The sequence below is a fragment of the Pedobacter gandavensis genome (genome assembly GCF_032677645.1).
GTDB classification, from domain to species: Bacteria; Bacteroidota; Bacteroidia; order Sphingobacteriales; family Sphingobacteriaceae; genus Pedobacter; species Pedobacter gandavensis_A.
Genome location: NZ_JAVTSB010000002.1, coordinates 492,627 through 513,439, shown reverse-complemented (window position 1 = coordinate 513,439; position 20,813 = coordinate 492,627). Strand labels below are relative to the sequence as shown.

At 41.5% G+C, this 20,813-nt stretch carries 18 protein-coding genes; 16 read left to right on the top strand and 2 right to left on the bottom strand.

The features are described from left to right. The first annotated feature begins 20 nt into the window (after nucleotides 1–20). The 6 genes from R2Q66_RS05645 (at nucleotide 21) to R2Q66_RS05620 (ending at nucleotide 10,626) form a co-directional block, all read left to right on the top strand. A complete protein-coding gene (locus R2Q66_RS05645) occupies nucleotides 21–1,631 on the top strand; it encodes a DUF5008 domain-containing protein (RefSeq protein WP_316747026.1) in 1,611 nt (536 codons plus the stop codon). A gap of 28 nt (nucleotides 1,632–1,659) precedes the next feature. After that, nucleotides 1,660–3,438 (top strand): DUF4983 domain-containing protein, encoded by a 1,779-nt coding sequence (locus tag R2Q66_RS05640; RefSeq protein WP_316747025.1) that lies wholly within the window; start codon nucleotides 1,660–1,662, stop codon nucleotides 3,436–3,438. A 36-nt stretch (nucleotides 3,439–3,474) separates the two neighbouring features. Next, nucleotides 3,475–5,379, top strand: coding sequence for a M60 family metallopeptidase (locus R2Q66_RS05635; protein WP_316747024.1), 1,905 nt, complete (start codon nucleotides 3,475–3,477; stop codon nucleotides 5,377–5,379). Between the two features lie 27 nt (nucleotides 5,380–5,406). Further along, entirely contained in the window at nucleotides 5,407–7,104 is a 1,698-nt protein-coding gene (locus tag R2Q66_RS05630; RefSeq protein ID WP_316747023.1) for a DUF4983 domain-containing protein, read from the top strand. A 35-nt stretch (nucleotides 7,105–7,139) separates the two neighbouring features. Next, the gene (locus R2Q66_RS05625; RefSeq protein ID WP_316747022.1) at nucleotides 7,140–8,012 is read left to right on the top strand and encodes a discoidin domain-containing protein; all 873 of its coding nucleotides are present in this window, start codon (nucleotides 7,140–7,142) and stop codon (nucleotides 8,010–8,012) included. Between the two features lie 94 nt (nucleotides 8,013–8,106). Then, nucleotides 8,107–10,626 (top strand): beta-N-acetylglucosaminidase domain-containing protein, encoded by a 2,520-nt coding sequence (locus R2Q66_RS05620; RefSeq protein WP_316747020.1) that lies wholly within the window; start codon nucleotides 8,107–8,109, stop codon nucleotides 10,624–10,626. 181 nt (nucleotides 10,627–10,807) lie between these two features. On the opposite strand, the gene R2Q66_RS05615 is transcribed toward R2Q66_RS05620, so the two are convergent. After that, the gene (locus R2Q66_RS05615) at nucleotides 10,808–11,155 is read right to left on the bottom strand and encodes a hypothetical protein (protein WP_316747019.1); all 348 of its coding nucleotides are present in this window, start codon (nucleotides 11,153–11,155) and stop codon (nucleotides 10,808–10,810) included. A gap of 108 nt (nucleotides 11,156–11,263) precedes the next feature. Between R2Q66_RS05615 and R2Q66_RS05610 the strand changes: the two genes are divergently transcribed. Beyond that, entirely contained in the window at nucleotides 11,264–11,788 is a 525-nt protein-coding gene (locus R2Q66_RS05610; RefSeq protein ID WP_316747018.1) for a biopolymer transporter ExbD, read from the top strand. Between the two features lie 75 nt (nucleotides 11,789–11,863). Here R2Q66_RS05610 and metK read toward each other — a convergent pair whose 3' ends face one another. Then, nucleotides 11,864–13,114 carry a methionine adenosyltransferase gene (gene metK / locus R2Q66_RS05605; RefSeq protein ID WP_316747017.1) on the bottom strand — a complete coding sequence of 417 codons (1,251 nt, stop codon included), beginning with the start codon at nucleotides 13,112–13,114 and terminating at the stop codon, nucleotides 11,864–11,866. A 232-nt stretch (nucleotides 13,115–13,346) separates the two neighbouring features. On the opposite strand from metK, the gene R2Q66_RS05600 reads away from it, so the two are divergent. From R2Q66_RS05600 to R2Q66_RS05560, 9 genes are all read left to right on the top strand, one after another. Further along, nucleotides 13,347–14,255 carry a diacylglycerol kinase family lipid kinase gene (locus R2Q66_RS05600; protein ID WP_316747016.1) on the top strand — a complete coding sequence of 303 codons (909 nt, stop codon included), beginning with the start codon at nucleotides 13,347–13,349 and terminating at the stop codon, nucleotides 14,253–14,255. A gap of 12 nt (nucleotides 14,256–14,267) precedes the next feature. Beyond that, a complete protein-coding gene (locus R2Q66_RS05595) occupies nucleotides 14,268–14,615 on the top strand; it encodes a translation initiation factor (RefSeq protein WP_316747015.1) in 348 nt (115 codons plus the stop codon). A gap of 144 nt (nucleotides 14,616–14,759) precedes the next feature. After that, a complete protein-coding gene (gene pckA / locus R2Q66_RS05590; RefSeq protein ID WP_316747014.1) occupies nucleotides 14,760–16,364 on the top strand; it encodes a phosphoenolpyruvate carboxykinase (ATP) in 1,605 nt (534 codons plus the stop codon). Nucleotides 16,365–16,646: 282 nt separating this feature from the next. Continuing rightward, nucleotides 16,647–17,489 carry a MotA/TolQ/ExbB proton channel family protein gene (locus tag R2Q66_RS05585; protein ID WP_316747013.1) on the top strand — a complete coding sequence of 281 codons (843 nt, stop codon included), beginning with the start codon at nucleotides 16,647–16,649 and terminating at the stop codon, nucleotides 17,487–17,489. 86 nt (nucleotides 17,490–17,575) lie between these two features. Then, nucleotides 17,576–18,190 carry a biopolymer transporter ExbD gene (locus R2Q66_RS05580; protein ID WP_316747012.1) on the top strand — a complete coding sequence of 205 codons (615 nt, stop codon included), beginning with the start codon at nucleotides 17,576–17,578 and terminating at the stop codon, nucleotides 18,188–18,190. A gap of 9 nt (nucleotides 18,191–18,199) precedes the next feature. Next, nucleotides 18,200–18,736 (top strand): biopolymer transporter ExbD, encoded by a 537-nt coding sequence (locus tag R2Q66_RS05575; RefSeq protein WP_316747011.1) that lies wholly within the window; start codon nucleotides 18,200–18,202, stop codon nucleotides 18,734–18,736. Between the two features lie 32 nt (nucleotides 18,737–18,768). Continuing rightward, nucleotides 18,769–19,590, top strand: a complete 822-nt coding sequence (locus tag R2Q66_RS05570; RefSeq protein ID WP_316747010.1) for a TonB family protein — start codon at nucleotides 18,769–18,771, stop codon at nucleotides 19,588–19,590. A 29-nt stretch (nucleotides 19,591–19,619) separates the two neighbouring features. Continuing rightward, complete coding sequence (locus R2Q66_RS05565; RefSeq protein ID WP_316747009.1) at nucleotides 19,620–19,823, top strand: hypothetical protein; 204 nt, start codon at nucleotides 19,620–19,622, stop codon at nucleotides 19,821–19,823. Nucleotides 19,824–19,900: 77 nt separating this feature from the next. After that, a complete protein-coding gene (locus tag R2Q66_RS05560; RefSeq protein ID WP_316747008.1) occupies nucleotides 19,901–20,809 on the top strand; it encodes a substrate-binding domain-containing protein in 909 nt (302 codons plus the stop codon). The last annotated feature ends 4 nt before the right edge of the window (nucleotides 20,810–20,813 follow it).

Genomic DNA, 20,813 nt, shown 5'->3' with positions numbered 1-20,813 from the left:
AAGGAATATTAATAGAAATAATGATGATATCAATTCATACAAAAAGGTTCATGCTGCCGCTGTACGGCCTCCTGCTATTGGCTGTTTTAACAACGCCTTCCTGCAAGAAAGTAACAGAAATTGCAGATCCTTATGAGGGGGGTAAACAACCACTGGGTATAAAATTTGCAAATGAATCAGCCATTCCCGAATCTGGAATCCAAGGTGAGGAAGCCACCTTTAAGGTAACCGGCCTAAGGGCATTTGAAGGGAAATTTAAAATCTTTTTAAATGAGAACGAGACGGAAGTTTTAAAATTAACAGATAGTACGATCACCGTTAAAGTACCACTTACTGCAAGTACAGGAGGAATTACGGTGGTTGCTGAAGGACAAACTTTTTTCGGCCCCTCTTTTCCTATTGAAGGGCGACTAAGTATTGATGCTTCTTTTAAAGTAGTTAGCGGGGCAAATGCTCCGATTTACGGGATGATTCCTTTTGATAACAGTTACCTGATGGTAGGCGTGTTTTCTGATTTTGATGGGAAAGCAGCATTAAAACCGGTAAATGGAGTTTCTATGATGAGCAAACAGGGGGAGTTTCAGGCCTTAAATACCGGCAAGGGCGCTGATATGGGCGCCTTGTTCTCGGTGAACCGACTGGATAACGGGAAATTTATCGTTGCAGGTCTACTCAATAGTTATAACCGCAGAGAAGGGATCAGTAACATTACCCGCCTCAATAGCGATGGTTCTTTAGATTCCTCGAGAGTCAATGTCATCAATTTAACGCCAATAGATACCTTGAAAGGCTATGATACTGTGGCCACCTTTAATGGAGGGGTGAATGGTATCATCAGGAAATCATTTGTTAGAAATAACAAAATTACGGTATTGGGATCTTTTTCACATTATTACCGCTACTTCTATGAAAGATCTACCAGAGAAGAGAAAAGAATAGATGCGACGAAAATGAACCAGATGGCAAGATTGAAGGCCGATGGAACCATGGATTCTACCTTTAATTTTAATCTGGCCACGCGACAAGGGATGGCGGGTCTTAATGGCTCGATTGCAGATGCATTTATGCAGGAAGATGGTAAAATTGTTGCCATCGGTGAATTTTCAACTTTCAACGGTGCCAGTGCAAACCGGATCACCAGAATCAATGAAGATGGTAGCCAGGATAAGAGTTTTAATACGGGTAGCGGAGCAGATGATATCATCACTTCAATCACCTATAACCGTGTGAAACGAAAAATTCTGATCACCGGTTTGTTCCGCAATTTTAATGGTAAGCCCAGCAATGGTGCCGTCATGTTAAATGAAGACGGAAGTACGGATAACCTGTTCAACTTAGGACCTGTAACCGGTGGTATTGTCACTTTTGCACATCAGTTGAATAGTGGTAAGATCATTGTTTCCGGTGGGTTTAAGACTTATAACAATGTGGTCAGACAAGGTTTTATGATCTTGAATCAGAATGGATCACTTGCTGCCGGATACAATAATACAGGAACCTTTCAGGGCTTGATCTCTACTGTAATTGAAACGACTTCTGCATTGGGGAACCCAGCAGTAATCCTTTCCGGTTACATCGGTAAGTTCGATAATAAAAGGGTAGGTAGTGTAGTCCGTGTCGAAATTAAGTAATTGTTGCACCTTATAAATGAATATTGATATGATCGGAATAGAAAAAAATACGGCAGGGAAGTGGAGGAGAGGATGCTTTTCCTTTGTGGCATTGATTGGCGTATTAATCGCAGGCTCTTCCTGCAATAAGGATTTTCCAAATACTTTACAGAAAGATTTTAAAAATGATACCGCAGGTATCAACCCTAAAAAAGCAAAGGTACTTTACCTGATTTTAGATGGCGTTCGCGGAAAAGCACTGAAAGTGATCGAAGCACCAAATCTGACACAGATTTATAAAAGGTCGATTTATGCCTTTGATGCGCTTAGTGATTTTGACGGAACGGGAACCACCAATGCGGGATCCTGGACAAATATGCTCACTGGCGTAACGCGTGCTAAGCATGGCGTCACTACGGAAGATTTTGCCGGTAATAAACTGGCGCAATACCCAAGCGTGTTCTCTTCACTGAAACAGCAGAATAATGGTAAAACCAGAACCGCAGCTTTCAGTGCATCGCCTGCTTTTGCCAATAACCTAACCATCGATGCAACAGAAAACAAAATCTTTGCAGGTAATGATGCAAGCGTAAAAGCGGCCGTGATCACAGAGCTGGAAAACCCGGATGCGACTTTAGTCCTGGGCGAATTTGGTTCAGCAGAAACTGCTGGTCAGCAAAGTGGTTATAGTGAAACCAACCCGGTTTATGTTAATAATATCCTGAAGTTGGATACTTATATCGGTGAAATCATGGCTGCCCTTGCCAAAAGGAAGACCTTTGCCGAGGAGAACTGGTTGGTGGTGATTGCTTCCAATAAAGGAGGGGTAATGCCTCCGGATCCAACGGTGACTGATAAAACGGTGTACGCAGATGCATTACGCAATAATTTCATCGTTTTCTATAACCCAAGGTTTGCCACTAGTTTTATCCCGAAACCGGATTCCGATAAAATTCCTTTTACAGGAATAGCGCCACGACTGACAGGAAATACAAATAACAAAGGACAAGCGGTGCTTGGTGGTGATAACGAGTTGTACAATTTTGGCGCAACAGGGGATTATACCGTTGATATCAGAGTGAAAATTAACAGTAATTCCAGCATTTATCCAACGCTTCTGGGTAAGCGCGAAAGCTTTACCATCGGTAAACCAGGCTGGGTATTCTTCCTGGAATATGATGTTTGGCAGCTGAATATAGGACGTGCAAACGGTGGGAATTTCCAGGCAAATGGCGGGAAAATCCGCGATGGCTTATGGCATACCTTAACGGCTAAGTTTTTTACAGATACAGACAACAAACGTAAAGCAAGAATCTTTACGGATGGGGTATCAAAGGCAACGATAGAGATTAAAGATGCCGGTAGTCTGAATTCTCCGGCTCCATTGATCCTTGGTTATATTGCTGGTGGTGGAGGAGACATTGATATTTCCTTTAGTAATCTACAGATCTTCAATGTGGCGGTTTCCGATGCGGTGATTATCGCCAATTCCCGTCGTACGGTTTTAAACCCGAATCACCCGAATATCAATAACCTGATTGGTTACTGGCCATTAGCTGAAGGTTTAGGAACGGTGATGTTCAATAAAGCGCCGGTTGCATTGGGTAGGAACTTCAATATGGTGGGTAATGCCGTCTGGACTGCCTTCAGTGAGTATTCTCCAAATCTGGATGCCAGCATCTCTGATGCTTTCTTTAAGATTGTGCCTAATAACGTAGACATTCCTTACCACATTTATCAATGGCTGAATATTCCTGCACCATCAGGAATTTCCCTGGAAGGAAAGCTCTGGAAAACAACTTTTACTGACCTAAAGCTGCCTTATTAAGGGGCCGCCACTGTTTACAATATTTAATTTTTCAATATGAAAAGCTTTAACATTTTATTCAAAATCAGCTGTTTTATTTTAGTCCTGAGCTTTGCCTCCTGTAAAAAATATGGCTATAGTTTTGAGGATGGAACAAATAAACCAAATGATAATCCGACAACGGATATAAAGATTGATACCTCGATGTCGAGGGTCGATCGTAGTATGTATCCCAGAGCCCGTGTTTTTCCGGGCTTAATGGAGCCTCAGGAGATTCGTCTGAAGGAAGAGAAGTTACAAATGAACTTCAACTTTGTGGATGTATCACCGGCGATGTTGAGAATGAACGTGACTCCTGAGCCACAATTTAGTACGGGCTTTTGGGCTCCTGCCGGTGAACTGATCAGGATCATCGTGCCTGCGGGCGTCGAAGGACTTAGCGTTCAGGTAGGTGGCCATACGGATAACTTATCGGCTTTCTCGCCGCTAAGAAGAGATCCTCTAATCACCACCAGGAAGCAATTGTTTCCGGGTGCTAACTTTATCCGTAACCTGTATGGTGGAACGGTTTATATCAATGCTTCTGTAGCGATTGCAGCTCCGGTAGACATGCGCTTTACAGGGGTGGTAAAAGCACCTGATTTTGTATTGGGCCAGACTACGGATGAGGAATTCGCAAAGTCGGTAGTAGAATCTTCTGTGCCATGGCTGGAGCTTAGAGGTAAAAACGTGATCTTCAGCTTACCAAGAGATTTGTTTATCCGCTATCCGTTATTAAATCCTACGGCATTAATGAAAGAGTGGGATGTGGTTATTGACAAAGATTACTATGAATGGATGGGCTTAACAGCAGGTAATTCTAACTTTAAACATAGAAGTCCGGATTTACCATGGCGCGTGATCCTGGATATCCAGCCTTCTGTAGGTTATGCACACTCGGGTTATCCTTTTGTTGCACAGCTGGACGACAACTGGTTTACGGAATTTACCAGACTTTCTGAATTGAAAAATGGTGGTAACTGGGGTTTCTTTCATGAAATTGGTCACAATTGTCAGCAACCACGAATCTGGAGCTGGGACGCTTTAGGCGAAACAACCAATAACCTTTTTGTATTTAAAGGGGCCAGAAGAAACGGTACTATCGCAAGACACTCTGCGGTGTTGGAGCAGTTCCCTAAGGCCCTGGCCTGGGCAGCGGTAAGCTCTACACCAGATCTGACCAAAAACTTTAATGACAATAAAGATCCTTTCTTTTTCATCCTTCCTTTTGTGCAGGTTTTTGAGAAACTGGGTTATGGTGCCATGACTCATTTATATACTGCAGCAAGAGATGCAGAGCGTTTTTCGATGAATGATCAGGATCGTCAGGATTTTGTATATGAGCGGTTCTCGGAATTTGCGAAACTTGATTTACAGACTTTCTTTGATGCGTATAACATCAGAATCAGCTCCCTGTCGAGAAAAAGAATTGCCAACCTTTACCCTGCTTTAACCACCCAGATCTGGACGTATAATCCGATTACTCAAACCGGCGGTACAGCAGCTATTGTGCCGGTGTATACGGCCAGTTCTTCGCAAAGTTCTGAAGGTTCGGTGAACAGTATGTTTGACGGGAATACCGCGACTTACTGGCATTCGCAATATGATCCTACGCCAACTGCACCAACACTGAAGCCTTTTACCATTAACATGGACATGAAAAGACAGGTTTCTACAAAAGGCTTGTCCTTCACACCAAGAACAAATTCTGGTGCTCAAAGACCAAAAACGGCAGATGTTTATGTGAGTCAGGACAATGTGAACTTTGTTTTAATGGGCACGGTTGTGATTGCCGATGCGGCTACAGCAACCAGGTACATTTTTCCTGATGCGCAAAAAGCAAGGTTCTTTAGGGTGGTTATTAAAGACATGTGGTCTTCAGGTTCCTATGCCTGTCTTTCGGAAATCGCATTTATTAATTAAGGGTTTTTATTGCTAGAAAATAAGATAATGAGGAAATATAAAAATACAAACAAGGTACTGGCCTTTTGCGGAATGGCTTTACTGCTGGCCAGTACTTTTACTGCCTGTAAGAAATACGCAAATCCAGCGCCTTATTTTGAAGAATACGGAACGATTGAGGTGAAACCTTCCCGGAGAATTCTACTCATCAGTATGGATGGAACGGATGGCGCGGAATTGCAAAAAATTGCACCGGCAAATATCATGAGCCTGATCAAAACAGGAAAATATAGTTTTAACAGGAGTCCGGAACTGGTTTCTACCGTAGAGTCTACCTGGGCAAGTCTGCTCACTGGTGCTTCAAGTACTACACACGGCATTATAGATGACCGCTACAGACCGGCACCTTCGGAGGATGATGAGCACAGCACACCTGCTTATTTTCCAAATATGTTGTCGAGAATCCTCGACATCAAACCAGAGTTGAAAACGGCAGTGATTACTTCTGATGCGGCATTGAATAAATACCTGATCGAAGGAGATCACCGCATTTTAGTGTCAAATGACGCGCTGATTAAAGATTCTACAATAAATGTGTTAACGAAAGAAAATCCGAGTCTGGTGCTGGTTAGCTTTAAAGATGTAGAAACGGCAGGTGCTGCGGGTGGTTATTCTGCAAGTGTTCCTGCTTATAAAGCGGCAATTGAGAAAACAGATGCTTATATCGCTGAAATGACTGCTGCGATAAAAAAGCGACCGAACTTTAATACCGAAGACTGGCTGATTATTGTGACCACCAACAGGGCAGGAACAGTAGCCAATCCTAAAGCAGGATTTATTGTGGCTTCGAATCCTGCGTTGAAAGAAGGAGTCCTGACAAAAGTGGGCTTTAATGGGATGAGATTCGGGAAAGTAGATATGGTTGGAACCGTAAAGAACGACAATGGGCTTTACGATGCAGGTAGCAATAAAGACTTTACCGTACAGGTACAGATGAAGTTTAATGTGATTACCACCTATCCGAGATTTCTTTCTAAAGGTACGGCATTGCTGAGTGATGCGATGACCGGCTGGACCATGTTGCAGAATGACGGCAGCACCTGGGCGGTAATTTTTGGAGGTAAAGCGTTTGGTGGATCTGGGAAAAATCAATTGGTAGGAACTTCTGTAGGCAATAAAGGCTGGCATACCCTGACGTTTACCGTAAAAACGGTAGGCAATACCAGGATTGCTTCTGTATTTACAGACGGTATCCCGGGGCCAACGGCCAATATAGCCAGTACAATTAACCTGAGTAGCCCAACTTCGCCGCTTAGAATAGGTGGTGTAGAGGGAACAAAGCCCTATTCTGATTTTTATGCTGCCGATCTGCAGTATTTTAATGTGGCCCTGGACCCTGCGGTTATTAAAGCAAATGTGGCGCTGAAAGATGTGACCAAACACCCAAACTACAGTAACCTTGTTGGATACTGGCCATTTGATGATGGTGCTGGTTCAGTAATTAGTAATAAAGCAACAACGGGTTATAACCTGACTGTTGCCGGTTCTAATGCCTGGTCTGCTTTAGGGAATGATATTCCGGTAAGCAGAACGGAACAGATTCTTGGTGATGTATCCATCGTGCCAACCAGTCCGGATGTGGCTGCGCTCTGCCTTTATTGGTTGAAAATCCCGATAGATGAAAAATGGGGAATGGAAGGAAAATCATGGATTTCAAACTATGAGATAGAATTCCTAAAAAAATAATTAACAGCTGAATAGTTAAAAATAACTTGAATACGATGAAAGGAAAGAGCCTTTATTTATTTGCGATAGGTACTCTTATGACGATTGCGTCATGTAAAAAGAGTAATGTGGAGCCAATTGCACCGGTTGAGCCACCAAAAGTGGAGGTAATACCGGAGGATCCCAATTATGAGACGGTTGCTAGTACGATTGAGGTTACTGCAGTATTGGGCGCCGCAAAGTTTGACTGGATTAATGCAGCGAAGAAACCGGTATATCTTAAATTTAAATATGTCCAGGACGCTGTGCCTAGAGAGGTAATTGTGGCCACAAGCTCGGAAGCAGCAGGTACATTATCCATCCCAATTGCGGCTTTAACGACTTTTAATGTGTTTATCTCTAATGTTGGCGGAACTGCCGTTAGCACCAGAGCAATGGCTATTCTTCCTATCTTGTACCCTGAAGTGAAATTGCCCAAAATTGGCTGGAATGCGACGGCTTCCAGTGAAATCAATGATGAGGACAATGAGCTTAATGGTGCAGCCAATATTGTAGATGATGTGAAGACGATGAGTTTAACTTCTTCCAGCCCTTCTTTCTGGCAAACGGATTATAATGTGGAGCCCATGCTCACTTACCCGCACTGGTTGATTGTAGATATGAAAACCGCACAAAAGATCACTAAGATTGGTCTGAATGCCCATACAGACCCAAATCAGGGCTTTAATACCTTTAGAATTGAGGGAAGTCTGGATGGTGTTGATTTCGAAGATATCGGCGGTTCCTTAAAGAACTTTGCTCCTTCGGTGACTACGGAACAATCATTCGCCGTGGTGACTCCGGTAGCGATCCGATATGTGAAGATTACTTTACTGAGCGGTTCTGATTATCCTTGTCTGGCCAATTTTGAAGCCTATGTAAGGAAATAGTTCTTATTAATCTTATTATTGTATGGCCCGGGTTAAACCCCGGGCCATTTTTGATAAAGATTCCCTTTTTTCAAGCTAAAAGAACCAATAAATTATGATGCTAAACTTTAAAAGACAACTCCTTCCCCTTATTTTATGTGTACTCAGTAAAGTGGGTATGGCCCAGGAAGTACCGGTTACGGTATATCCTACACCCCATCAATTGCAGATAGCGCAAGGGTCTTTCCCCCTGGAACAAGCTTTTTATGTGAAATCAGGGTCGGTAAATCCGGAATTACATGCTCTTTTAAGTACGGTATTGAAACTGGATGGCAATAAAAAAGCATTGCCTTTATCGGTAGTAAAAAGCAAATCTCTGAATCAGCGCTCCGGTGCTTATGAGTTGCTGATCGATAAATCGGGTTTGAAGATCATTGCTGCGGACGATAGAGGTGCCTTTTATGCTGCACAGACTTTAATTCAGCTGCTAAAAGGTCGAAATACGCTTCCTTTTGTTAAGGTAAGCGACTATCCTGATGTTCCTTTCCGTGGTACGGTAGAGGGCTTTTACGGAGATCCATGGACTCAGGAAGACCGGATTTCGCAATTGCGTTTTTATGGCGCACTGAAATTGAATACCTATATATATGGTCCTAAAGACGATCCTTACCATTCTTCGCCCAACTGGAGGCTACATTATCCGGAGAAAGAAGAAGCGCAGATCAAACAGCTGGTACAGGAAGCAAAAAAGAATTATGTAGATTTTGTCTGGGCCATCCATCCGGGAAAAGATATTAAATGGAACCTGGCAGACAGTACTGCGGTACTTAAAAAGTTCGAAATGATGTATGGTCTTGGGGTTCGCTCTTTTGCGGTATTCTTTGATGATATTGAGGGAGATGGCACCGATGCGGCAAAACAAGCCGGTTTATTGAATTACATTCAGTACGAGTTTGTGAATAAGAAAAAAGATGTGACCCCTTTAATCATGTGTCCTACGGAATACAATAAGGGTTGGTCTGATCCGAAACCGGGTACTTACCTGGATATCCTGGGCGAAAAACTAGATCCTGCGGTACACATCATGTGGACCGGGAATACGGTGGTTGCCGACATTACGAAGGAAGGTTTGGAATGGGTGAATAAACGCATTCGCAGACCAGCTTTTGTCTGGTGGAACTTTCCGGTAAGTGATTATGTGCGCGACCATTTATTAATGGGCCCATCTTACGGAATAGACATTGATGCGCAAAAGGAGATGTCGGGTTTTGTGTCTAATCCGATGGATAAAGCAGAGCCTTCTAAAACGGCCATTTTTGGCGTGTCTTTGTATACCTGGAATATGAAAACTTACCAACCTGAACAGGCATGGATCGCTTCTCACCGTTATATTATGCCGGAAGCTGCGGAAGCTTTTCAGTTGTTTAACACGCATAACAGTGATCCGGGGCCTAACGGCCATCGTTACAGAAGAACGGAATCGGTAGAGATGCAACCTTATACTCAGGCTTTTTTGAAGTCTTTAAAAGAAGGTAGTTATTCGCTGAAGGATGCCGCGCGACTTAAAACAGAATTTGAAGGAATGATTGCTGCGGCGAAAGAGATCTCTTTAAAAAGTCAGAATAAAAGGCTTGTGGAGCAGATTGCCCCCTGGCTGGCACAGTTTGATTTGCTGGGAAAAGCTGGTGTTGCAGTGATGGGACTGGCAGAAGCCTGGAACAACAAATCGGAAGCTGTGGCATGGACGCAGTATCTGGCAGCAGAACAGTACCTGGAGCAGATGGCTGATCTTGATAAAAAAATGAATCAGAATCCTTATCAGCCAGGTGTTAAAACAGGCTCTTTAGTAATGACACCTTTTGTAAAGGAGGTTTTGTTAACGATTGGACAGCAGATGACACCTGGAATCGGATCTGCTGCTGCGGGACTGGCCAGGAATGCTCCCGATCAAACGGTACTTTATACCAATAATGCGAAGCTGAAATCTCAGCCATTGCAGATTGGCAATCAGGCTGTGGCAATTAGCCCGGCATTGGAAACAGTTCCACTGAATGCCGGTGATTACTTTGGCCTGCGCCTGCATCCTAACTTAAGGCCTGTTGCGTTACAGTTTAACCTGGAATCAGCTACGCTGGCCACATGGGGCACTTTTGAAGTTTCGGCAGATGGGTTAAACTGGATTGCTTTGCCGGTCGAAGAAAAAAAGGGAAAAGGTATGGCGACTAATTTTGATGGTAGCACAGCTTCCTTCGTCCGTTTCCGGAACAAGTCTGATAAAGCACAGCATTTATACCTGAAATTGTTTAAATTGGAAGTTAAAACCAGGGATGAAGCAGACAATGGCGTGTATGTATTGGATGGTAATCTGGCTACTTATAGCACGTTTTCTAAAAATGAACCGAGGTTGGTCCACTTGCCAAAAGCTGTTCAGCAAAGCGATTTAAGATTGTTGTTGAGCTTAAAGGGGAATTCTGCTACCCTGTTTACTAAAGATAAAAAAGGTAAGGAGCTTGTTTTGTATAATGGGAAGGCTGATTATATCGAAATTGATAAGTCTGCGTTAAAGAAGGTGGATACCTTATATTTTAAAACTGATGCTGTAGAACCACTGCGCATTTATGAGATAGCTAAATAGCAAAGGGTTTAATTTTTATTACTTATTAAAACGTTAAATATATGCAACTATATGAATGGGCAATATTGGTTTTAGCGATTATCGATGGATTAATCGTGTTGTGGATAAGTGTAATGGATAAAAAGGTATAAACCGATAAGACCCGTCGGTTAGGTCGGGTCTTATCGCTGTTAAATGAATGCTATTGAAAAAGTTCCTGAAGGTCCCTGTCTGCGGTAGGGATCTTCTTTAAAAAGTCATCAAATCCAGCGCCTTCCTGAGAGCTGTACACCCCGTAAGCATCCAGGATGTACCCGATCTGACCGTCTTTATCTTCTAATATATAAAGTACGGAGTTGTCTCCGGGATCAGAATCACCTTCAAAGCGATAGGTTTTTATAATGGTTAAATCTTCCGGACTATATATTTTATTGAGGCCTACGCCTTGCATTTTACCATGATCGGTCATCGTTATTTCGTTGTCCAGTCCTTTTAATCTTAATTTCTCCAGGATCTGGCTAAGGGTATTCATTTCTGCGGGCTGTTCCATAATGATTGTTGGTTGTTTCCCTTAATTAACATTTTTTTGCCAAAATGGTTTTTTCTTTATGCAATCGGGGAGGTTTTGACATCCTTAATAAAACTAAACCTATTCCATATGGCAACTCTAAACCTATCCCAAAATGATAAGGGAAACGGCAGGAGCCGCAAGGCTGTTCCTACTGTAGATTTAACGGCAATGGTAGATCTGGCTTTCCTGCTGATTACCTTTTTTATGCTGACCACCTCTTTATCTAAACCAATCGCAATGGATCTGGCAAAACCGGTTATTGACATTCCTGATCAGCCTTATCCGGCTTCAAGAACAGTCACTTTAATTCTGGGGAAGGAGAATCAGGTGTTCTGGTACCGCGGAGAACCGGGGAAATCAGCGATATTAAAAAGCAATTATCAGGGGATAAACAACGTGTTGCAGGAAAATAAAAAGGCCATTGCCGGAATCCATGGTCAGGATCCGGCAAAGTTTATGGTGGTCATCATTAAGCCAACGGCTAAATCCAGCTATAAGAATTTTGTAGATGTACTGGATGAGATGAATATTGGATCAGTGAAATCCTTTTTAGTAGATGATGATGCTTTACTGGAGCCTGAGCTGGCTTCCCTGAAAAGGCTGGGGCAGTAAGTCAGGGATTGATGGTCTAAAAAAAAGGCGCTATCCGGAAGGGATAGCGCCTTTTTCAATAGGTTTTTTATCGTTCTACAAAGAGAAAGCAGCTTTAACCTGGTCTACGAAATCTAGTTTCTCCCAGGTAAACAATTCTACCGTTACTGTTTTTTCTTCTCCATAAGGAGTTTTGAAAGTTTTAGTAACGATTTCATTCTTACGCCCCATGTGGCCATAAGCAGCAGTTTCGCTATAAATAGGGTTTCTTAGTTTCAAACGTTGCTCAATAAAGTAAGGACGCATATCGAATAAGCCTTCTACAATTGCAGCAATCTCACCGTCAGTTTTAGCCACTTTGCTGGTACCGTAAGTGTTGATGTAAATTCCCATCGGCTTTGCTACACCAATGGCATAACTTACCTGAACAAGGATTTCTTCTGCAACACCGGCAGCAACAAGGTTTTTAGCGATATGACGTGTTGCATAAGCAGCACTTCTATCTACTTTACTTGGGTCTTTTCCAGAGAAAGCACCACCACCGTGCGCACCTTTACCACCGTAAGTATCTACAATGATTTTACGACCTGTAAGGCCAGTATCACCATGTGGACCACCGATTACGAATTTACCGGTTGGGTTGATGTGGTATTCAATGGCATCATTAAATAAATGTGCGTATTGAGGGTATTTAGTAATGATTCTTGGAATTAAGATCGAAACCAGGTCAGATTTGATTTTAGCAAGCATTGTTGCTTCTTCGTCGAAATCGTCATGTTGAGTCGAAATTACGATGGCATCAATACGAACTGGTTTATTGTTGTCATTATATTCAAGAGTTACCTGAGATTTTGCATCCGGGCGTAAATAAGTGATTTCGTTATTTTCGCGTCTTAGTTCAGCAAGTTCCTGTAATAGTTTATGAGAAAGGTCTAATGCTAAGGGCATGTAATCTTCCGTTTCGTTGGTTGCATAACCAAACATCATTCCCTGATCACCTGCACCTTGTTCCTCTTTGCTGCTTCTATCTACACCTTGGTTGATGTCTTGTGATTGTTCATGAATTGCAGAAAGAATTCCACAAGAGTTGGCCTCAAACATGTACTCACTTTTAGTGTAACCAATTTTTTTGATGACATCACGCGCAATCTGCTGCACATCAAGATAAGTCTTAGACTTTACCTCACCAGCAAGGATCACCTGGCCAGTGGTTACAAGCGTTTCACAAGCAACCTTTGATTCTGCATCAAAAGCAAGGAAATTATCAATTAGTGCGTCGGAGATTTGATCTGCGATTTTATCAGGATGACCTTCGGAAACCGATTCTGATGTAAATAAATATGACATCTTAAATAATTAATTTTATAATAAACAATTATATAAAATGGCCTCTGATCCTGCAATGCAGGCAGTAAATTGAAGTGTATGATAAGGTTAGCACTTTTTTTTACGTGGTTGCAATCCCGCTATTTTTGATGATAGCATCGCAAATCAGTCCACTTTAATGATGCAAAATTACTATATATATTCAAATAGTCAAAAAATATCAATTATTTTGTACCGTATTTAAACCACTGTTTTGTCAAAATCGAATATATTATTTATTATCAACCCGATTTCGGGAGGAAAGGACAAGCTGAAAATTCCAGCATTGATCGATGCGCATTTGGATCGTTCCAAGTTTAACGCGAATTACAGCTTTACGGAATACGTTGGCCATGCCTCAGAAATTGCGGAAGAAGCAGCCAGCAAGAATTTCGATGTGATTGTAGCCGTGGGTGGCGATGGAACCATCAATGAGATCGGTACGAAGGTGATGCAGCAAAATAAGATCCTGGGGATTTTACCCTTTGGATCGGGAAATGGCTTGTCGAGATTCTTGAAGATTCCGATGAAGACGATTCAGGCCATTAAGGTGATCAATGATTTCAAAGTCCGGGTGATTGATACGGGCAGGTTTAATGACAAGTCCTTTTTTAACATGGCCGGTATGGGCTTCGATGCGCATATCAGTTCCGTATTTGCCGGGAATAAGTCGAGAGGCCTGTCGGGATACCTGAAACTCGGGCTTAAGGAAATGCTGAATTATAAACCTCAGACCTACCATATTTATATAGATGGCAAAGAATATGTGCGCACTGCCTTTGTGGTGAGTGTGGCAAATTCCTCACAATATGGTAATAATGCGCATATTTCTCCGAATGCCTCCATTACGGATGGTTTATTGGATGTGTGTATCATAAAGAAGTTTCCATTGTTTAAGATTCCGGTACTCGCTTACCACATGTTGAATGGTTCGGCAGATCAAACGGCCATGGTGGAAATCATCCAGGGCAAGGACATCCGGATTGTGAGGCCGGTAAATGATGCGATTCACATCGACGGGGAGCCTTATTTTATGGGCAAGGAACTGAATATTTCCATGGCTCCCTTATCTTTAAATATCATTACACCGGATTATGAAGCGGCACAGCTTCCAGATTCATAAAGAAACAGCAAGATGAAAAAGAAAATATTGAATGATTTTGGAGGGATAATGTTTTCTACAGACCCTTCTTTTGTATATGAACAGGACAATGTAGCGGAAGATGCGCCATTAGCGGCCAATCAGCAAGACCTTAGGGTTACGCTGGACCGGAAAAACCGTGGTGGCAAGGGCGTAACTTTAGTGACTGGTTTTATCGGTACTACAGATGCTTTAGAAACTTTAGCCAAAATGCTGAAGTCTAAATGCGGGGTTGGTGGCGCTGCTAAAGACGGTGAGATCCTGATTCAGGGAGATTTCAGGGATAAGGTCTTGCTACTCTTGCAGAAAGAAGGCTATAAAGTTAAAAAATCCGGAGGCTAACAAAAGGCCTTCGTAATTTGTAATAGACTGATATTTAGTGGTTTTATTGTTAGTGTATGTACGACAATAAGTAAATTTTTTCGGGCAAAAGCACTGGTAATACCTTTTTATCTGTATAACTTTGCCTCACTAACTTATTTATTTATGAGCAGAGCATTTACGCTTAAGCCGGATTTGGGGTATTTGAATTTAAATTCAGATCATGCCCTGTATCAGCTTAATGTATCACAATTGGTTGAAGAGGCCTTAAAAAATGGAGAAGGAACACTTGCCGATACGGGAGCATTGGCAATCGATACCGGCAAATTTACCGGTCGTTCTCCAAAAGACAGATTTATTGTTTGCGATGAGGTGACGGAAGACACGGTGTGGTGGGGTGATATCAACATTAAATTTAGCCCTGAACACTTTGATTCGCTACTAAAAAAGGTTACTGATCACCTGAATCAGCAAAAATTCTATGTAAGGGATGCTTATGCCTGCGCGGATGAGAGTTATAAAACGACCATCAGAGTGGTGACAGAAAGTGCCTATCAGAACTTGTTTGCCCATAACATGTTTTTAAGATCTGGTGAAGAAGGTTTGCCTGATAGTCCGGAATGGACCATTATTGCTGCACCAACCTTTCTCGCAGATCCGGCAGTAGATGGCACCCGTCAGGGAAACTTCTCGCTGTTGAACTTTACTAAAAAAATGATTCTTATTGGTGGTTCCGGTTATACCGGTGAAATCAAGAAGGGCATTTTCTCCGTATTGAACTTCATCTTACCACAACAAAAAAATACGCTTTCTATGCACTGTTCTGCCAATGTAGGCAAGGATGGTGATACGGCAATTTTCTTCGGTTTATCGGGTACGGGCAAAACTACGCTCTCTGCTGATCCTGAAAGAGGCTTAATCGGCGATGACGAGCACGGTTGGGGTAAAGACACGATCTTCAATTTTGAAGGTGGCTGTTATGCAAAATGTGTGGACCTGACGGAAGAAAAGGAGCCTCAGATTTTTAAAGCGATTAAATATGGTTCTCTTTTAGAGAATATCAATTATTTCCCTGGTACGCGTGAGGTGGATTACAGTAACGTGGAAAAAACCGAGAATACCAGAGTTGCTTATCCTATTAACTATATTGAGAATGCGATCCTGCCTTCTATTGCAGGCGTACCTAAAAACATATTTTTCCTGACTGCTGATGCTTTTGGGGTATTGCCTCCGATTTCTAAGTTGACACCGGGGCAGGCGATGTTCCATTTTATCTCGGGATATACGGCAAAAGTTGCGGGAACTGAAGCTGGGGTAACAGAACCTCAGGTGACTTTCTCGGCTTGTTTTGGAAAGGCTTTCCTGCCTTTGCATCCGACTAAATATGCGGAATTGCTGGGCGAGAAAATGCGTAAGCACAATGTGAATGTCTGGTTGGTGAATACCGGATGGAGTGGGGGAGCCTACGGTGTCGGTAAACGAATGAAATTATCGTATACCAGAGCTATGATTACTGCGGCTTTAAATGGTGAACTGGAAAAAGAGCGTTTCAACGCAGATCCTGTGTTTGGTTTAGCCATCCCTGAGGCTTGTCCGGGGGTTCCATCAGAAATATTACAACCGAAAAATACCTGGGAAGATCAGAAGAAATATGATCAAAAAGCCAATGAGCTGTCACAGGAGTTTATTACCAACTTTAAGCAATTTGAAGCTTTCGCGAGTGCTGAAATCCTTGCATCCTTCCCTAAAGTTGTGGAAAACGCCTCATAAAGCTTTTTTTTTGCTCAAAAATTTGCATATCAATTTTTTTTTAGTTTAAATTGTGAATGATTGTCTCCGCAAGGGGACAATCATTTTTAATATACGCCGATGCGGACAGGGGGGAAACTTAGTTCAAGGGAAGAAAACTAACGATTATTTAATTTGGAATTAAAATCAAAGTTATAAATTTGTTCTTGCAACAATTGTTTGTAATGATCGTTGTGTGTATTACAGAATAATAATCTAATTTTAAAAAAACACGAGTACTAAAAACTAAAAAACTAAAAAACAATGGCAAACGCACCAAAACCAACAACAGGTCAAAAAGAAAGCTCTTCATCTGCTTCAAATTTATTCGCAACATTAGTAATTCCTATCTGTATCATTATCGGTATTTGTATTTTCAAGTTTGTCCTGGGTAGCAGAGATAACTTTATTGACGGTGCTGATCCAGATTTGCATGAGACTATGCCAAAAGTAGGTAACTACATGGGTATGGCATACAAAGGTGGTCCGATTGTACCAGTATTAATGGGTATGTTCTTAATGGTTATCGTTTTCTCTATTGAGCGTATGATCGTAATTGGTAAAGCAACTGGTAAAGGTAGCTTAGACGCTTTCGTTAAAAAAGTACAATCACTTTTAAACTCAAACAACATCGAAGGTGCTATGGCTGAGTGCGATAGACAACAAGGTTCTGTGGCAAACGTAATCAAATCTGGTTTGAAAAAATACAGAGATATGGAAGTTGAGCCAAACATGGATACAGATCAAAAATGTTTAGCTATCCAAAAAGATATCGAAGAAGCTACAACATTAGAAATGCCAATGTTAGAGCAAAACTTAACAGTAATTGCAACATTAGTATCAGTAGGTACATTAACAGGTTTATTAGGAACAGTAACAGGTATGATCAAGGCCTTCGGTGGTTTAGCTAACTCTGGTGCTCCGGATCAGGCTGCATTAGCAACTGGTATTTCTGAGGCTTTGATTAACACAGCTACAGGTATTGGTACTTCTACTTTCGCGATTATCATGTACAACATCTTAACTTCGAAAATCGATAAATTGACTTACGCTATTGATGAAGCAGGTTTCAGCATCATCCAAACTTACGCTTCTACGCATAAATAAAAAATAATGTATTTTTTTTACCGGCTTTTATGGAAAACCGGAAGAATTAACATCATTAGTTAAATACATAAGTAATTTTTAAAATTATGCCAAGAGCAAAGGTTCAAAGAAAGAGTACTTCGATAGATATGACCGCCATGTGCGACGTATCTTTCCTATTGCTTACTTTCTTTATTTTAACAGCAACAGCACGTCAACCTGATCCTTTGGATGTTACTATCCCTTCATCGACATTTAAACTTAAAGTTCCGGATTTGGACATGGGTATTTTGTCGATAGGTAAAGGCAAAGTGTTTTATGAAATCGTAGGGAAAGACATTAAAATGGCTACCCTTGATAAAATGGGCGATAAGTACGGCATTAAATTCACTCCGGAAGAAAGAGAGCGTTTTGGTGTGGTAGGTGCTTTCGGTGTACCAGTTCAGAGTTTAAAGCAGTTCATCATGATGAACGGCGATGAGCGTACTAAATCTGGTATTGATGCAGGTATCCCAACTGATTCAACTAACAATCAACTGGCGGAATGGATTATGCAGTCTCGTACTGCTGTGGCGGAGTTACACAATGCCCCAATGCGTATCAGTATCAAAGGTGATGCTAAAGAAGAGTATCCTGCGATCAAGAAAGTAGTTGATATTCTGCAGAAGCAAAAAATTAACAAGTTTAGTTTAATCACATCTGCCGAAGGCGATGCTCAATAAATAAATATTATGGCTGAATTAGATACCTCCGGCGGGGGGAAAAAAGGCAAAAAAGTAAGGAGTAAGAAAGCGAACACCAAAGTCGATTTGACGGCAATGGTAGATTTAGCCTTCTTGCTGATCACCTTCTTTATGTTGACCACTTCCCTGTCGAAACCAATTGCAATGGATATTGCAAAGCCTGATAAAGACGATAATTCAGAAGAGAAAAATGAATTACGTGCTTCTGAGACTATGACTATTTTATTGGGTAAAAACGATAAAGTTGCCTGGTATATGGGAGAAGCGAAGACTGCTCAACCACATGTTGAGGGTTTTGCTGAAGTCAGAAAATCAATATTAGAGAATAAAAAGAAAGTTGCTGATGCGACTGGCGGAAGACAGATCGTAATGGTGATCAAGCCTACTTCAGGAGCTACCTACAAGAACTTTGTAGATATTATGGATGAGTTGGCGATCACTAAGATCAAAACGGCTCCTGCGATCGATGATGAGAACATCACTGATGGTGAGAAACAGTTCATGAAACAAGCTGGAATTTTATAATAAAAGAATTAATAATATTAAAATAGTAAGCTATGTTAGGTTCTAAAATAGATTTATTGAAACGGGAATGGCTTGATGTTGTCTTCGCGGGTAAAAACAAGAACTACGGAGCTTACGAGCTACGCAGTACTAGTGCCTCGAATACGACAAAAGCTTTATTAATTGCATCTTGTATATTTGTGGGAGCGTTTTTAGCGCCGAAACTTGTAAATTTGATCAAGGGCAGTATTCCTGAAGAAGAGATTGTAAAACAGGTAGAGGTAACGGTTCAACCACCGCCACCGGTAAATCCGGATACCCCTCCACCACCGCCGGTACAACCACCGCCGCCAAAGCAGGATCAGATTAAATTCCCTCCTCCGATTGTAAAACCGGATAATGAGGTAATCGATAAAGAGCCTGTTCAGATCGAAGATTTGAAGAAAGCGGATCCTGGTCAGAAAACCATTGAAGGTGATCCTACTGCTGATATTGTAATTGCCGGTCCTGTTGGAGATGGCCCTAAACAAGCAGCTGCTGTAGAAGATACCAAGGTTTATGACTTCGTGAGTATCGAAACTCAACCAAGTTTCCCTGGTGGGATGGATAAATTTTACGGTTATTTGAAAAAAACGGTAAGATATCCTCCTATGGCTCAGGAAAATAACATTCAAGGTAAAGTGTTCCTTTCTTTCGTAGTAGAGAAAAACGGAACCTTAACTGACATCAAGGTGGAAAGAAAACTTGGTGGTGGTACTGATGAAGAAGCAATCAGAGTATTGAAAGCTAGTCCACGTTGGACTCCGGGTATCCAAAACGGAAAACCGGTTCGTGTGAAGTTCAATATTCCAATCAGCTTTACTTTATCTCAATAGTATTAAGGATGTTTAATTTGAAAACATTTATGCAGAAATCGCCTCAACAGCGATTTCTGTTCATTTTAGGCCTGGTGATGTTTACGTTTTATTTCGTATTAGGGCTGTTGTTGATATTCTGGACTGATATTCCTTTTGAAATTCAAAAAACTTATCGCATCTTGTTTGGGGGACTGCTAATCGTTTATGCAGCCATTAGATTTTCCCGGTTAATTAATCCAAAAGACGATTAAATCCGAATTATCCTAAGTTAAGGAGTTTGAAATAACTTAGAATAATCGCATTAACTAACAAAAAAAAATTGATTCAAATGAAGTACTTAAGTCTGATCTTGTTATTGTTCGTATTTGTGGCCTGTAAGCGCAAACCTAAGGCAGTTGATGCCGTAGAACAAAGCCGTACCACAGGTAGCGTAACGATCCTCGCAGACGAGTCTTTTGCCAGAGTACTGGCCGATCAGATTGATGTTTTTAAATCAGATTATCCCAAAGCGGAATTTAAAGTGATTGAAGGTAATGAACAGAAAATTTTCCCTACCTTTTTAAACGATAGCATCAGGGTGATGATTTCTTCCAGAATGCTGACTCCGGAAGAGGATAAAATGTATAGAAACAGAAGTATTGTTCCAAGAGCTTCGAGATTTGCCATTGACGGGATCGCTTTGATCAGCAATGTGGATAGTCCGGACAGTACCATTACGGTGCAGGAAGTGATTGATATTTTGAAGGGAAAGTCAACTTCGGGTAAAAAACTGGTGTTCGATAATGCTTACTCCAGTACCATTCGTTACTTTATGGAATTGGCTAAAATTAAAGAATTGCCAAAAACCGGAGTTTTTACACTACAGAACAATAATGACGTGATAAAGTACGTTGCGAATAATAAAGGTTTTATTGGCGTAGTCGGTGTCAACTGGTTAATCTCTAATCAGCCGGATATGGCCGGGTCAATTGCGAAAGTGAAGATGCTGGGGGTTAAGAATTTACCAGGAAAAAAAGGGGATGACGCGTATTATACGCCGATCCAAAAGAATTTAATTAATGGGATATATCCTTTTTTAAGAAATATCTACATCATTAATGCGGAGGGCCGCGAAGGTTTAGGCACAGGTTTTGCAAACTGGTTAGTAAGTCAGCGTGCACAACTGATTGTTCTTAAATCCGGATTGGGTCCACATAAGATGATGCCGAGAGAATTTAATTTAAAGAATACAAACTAAATTT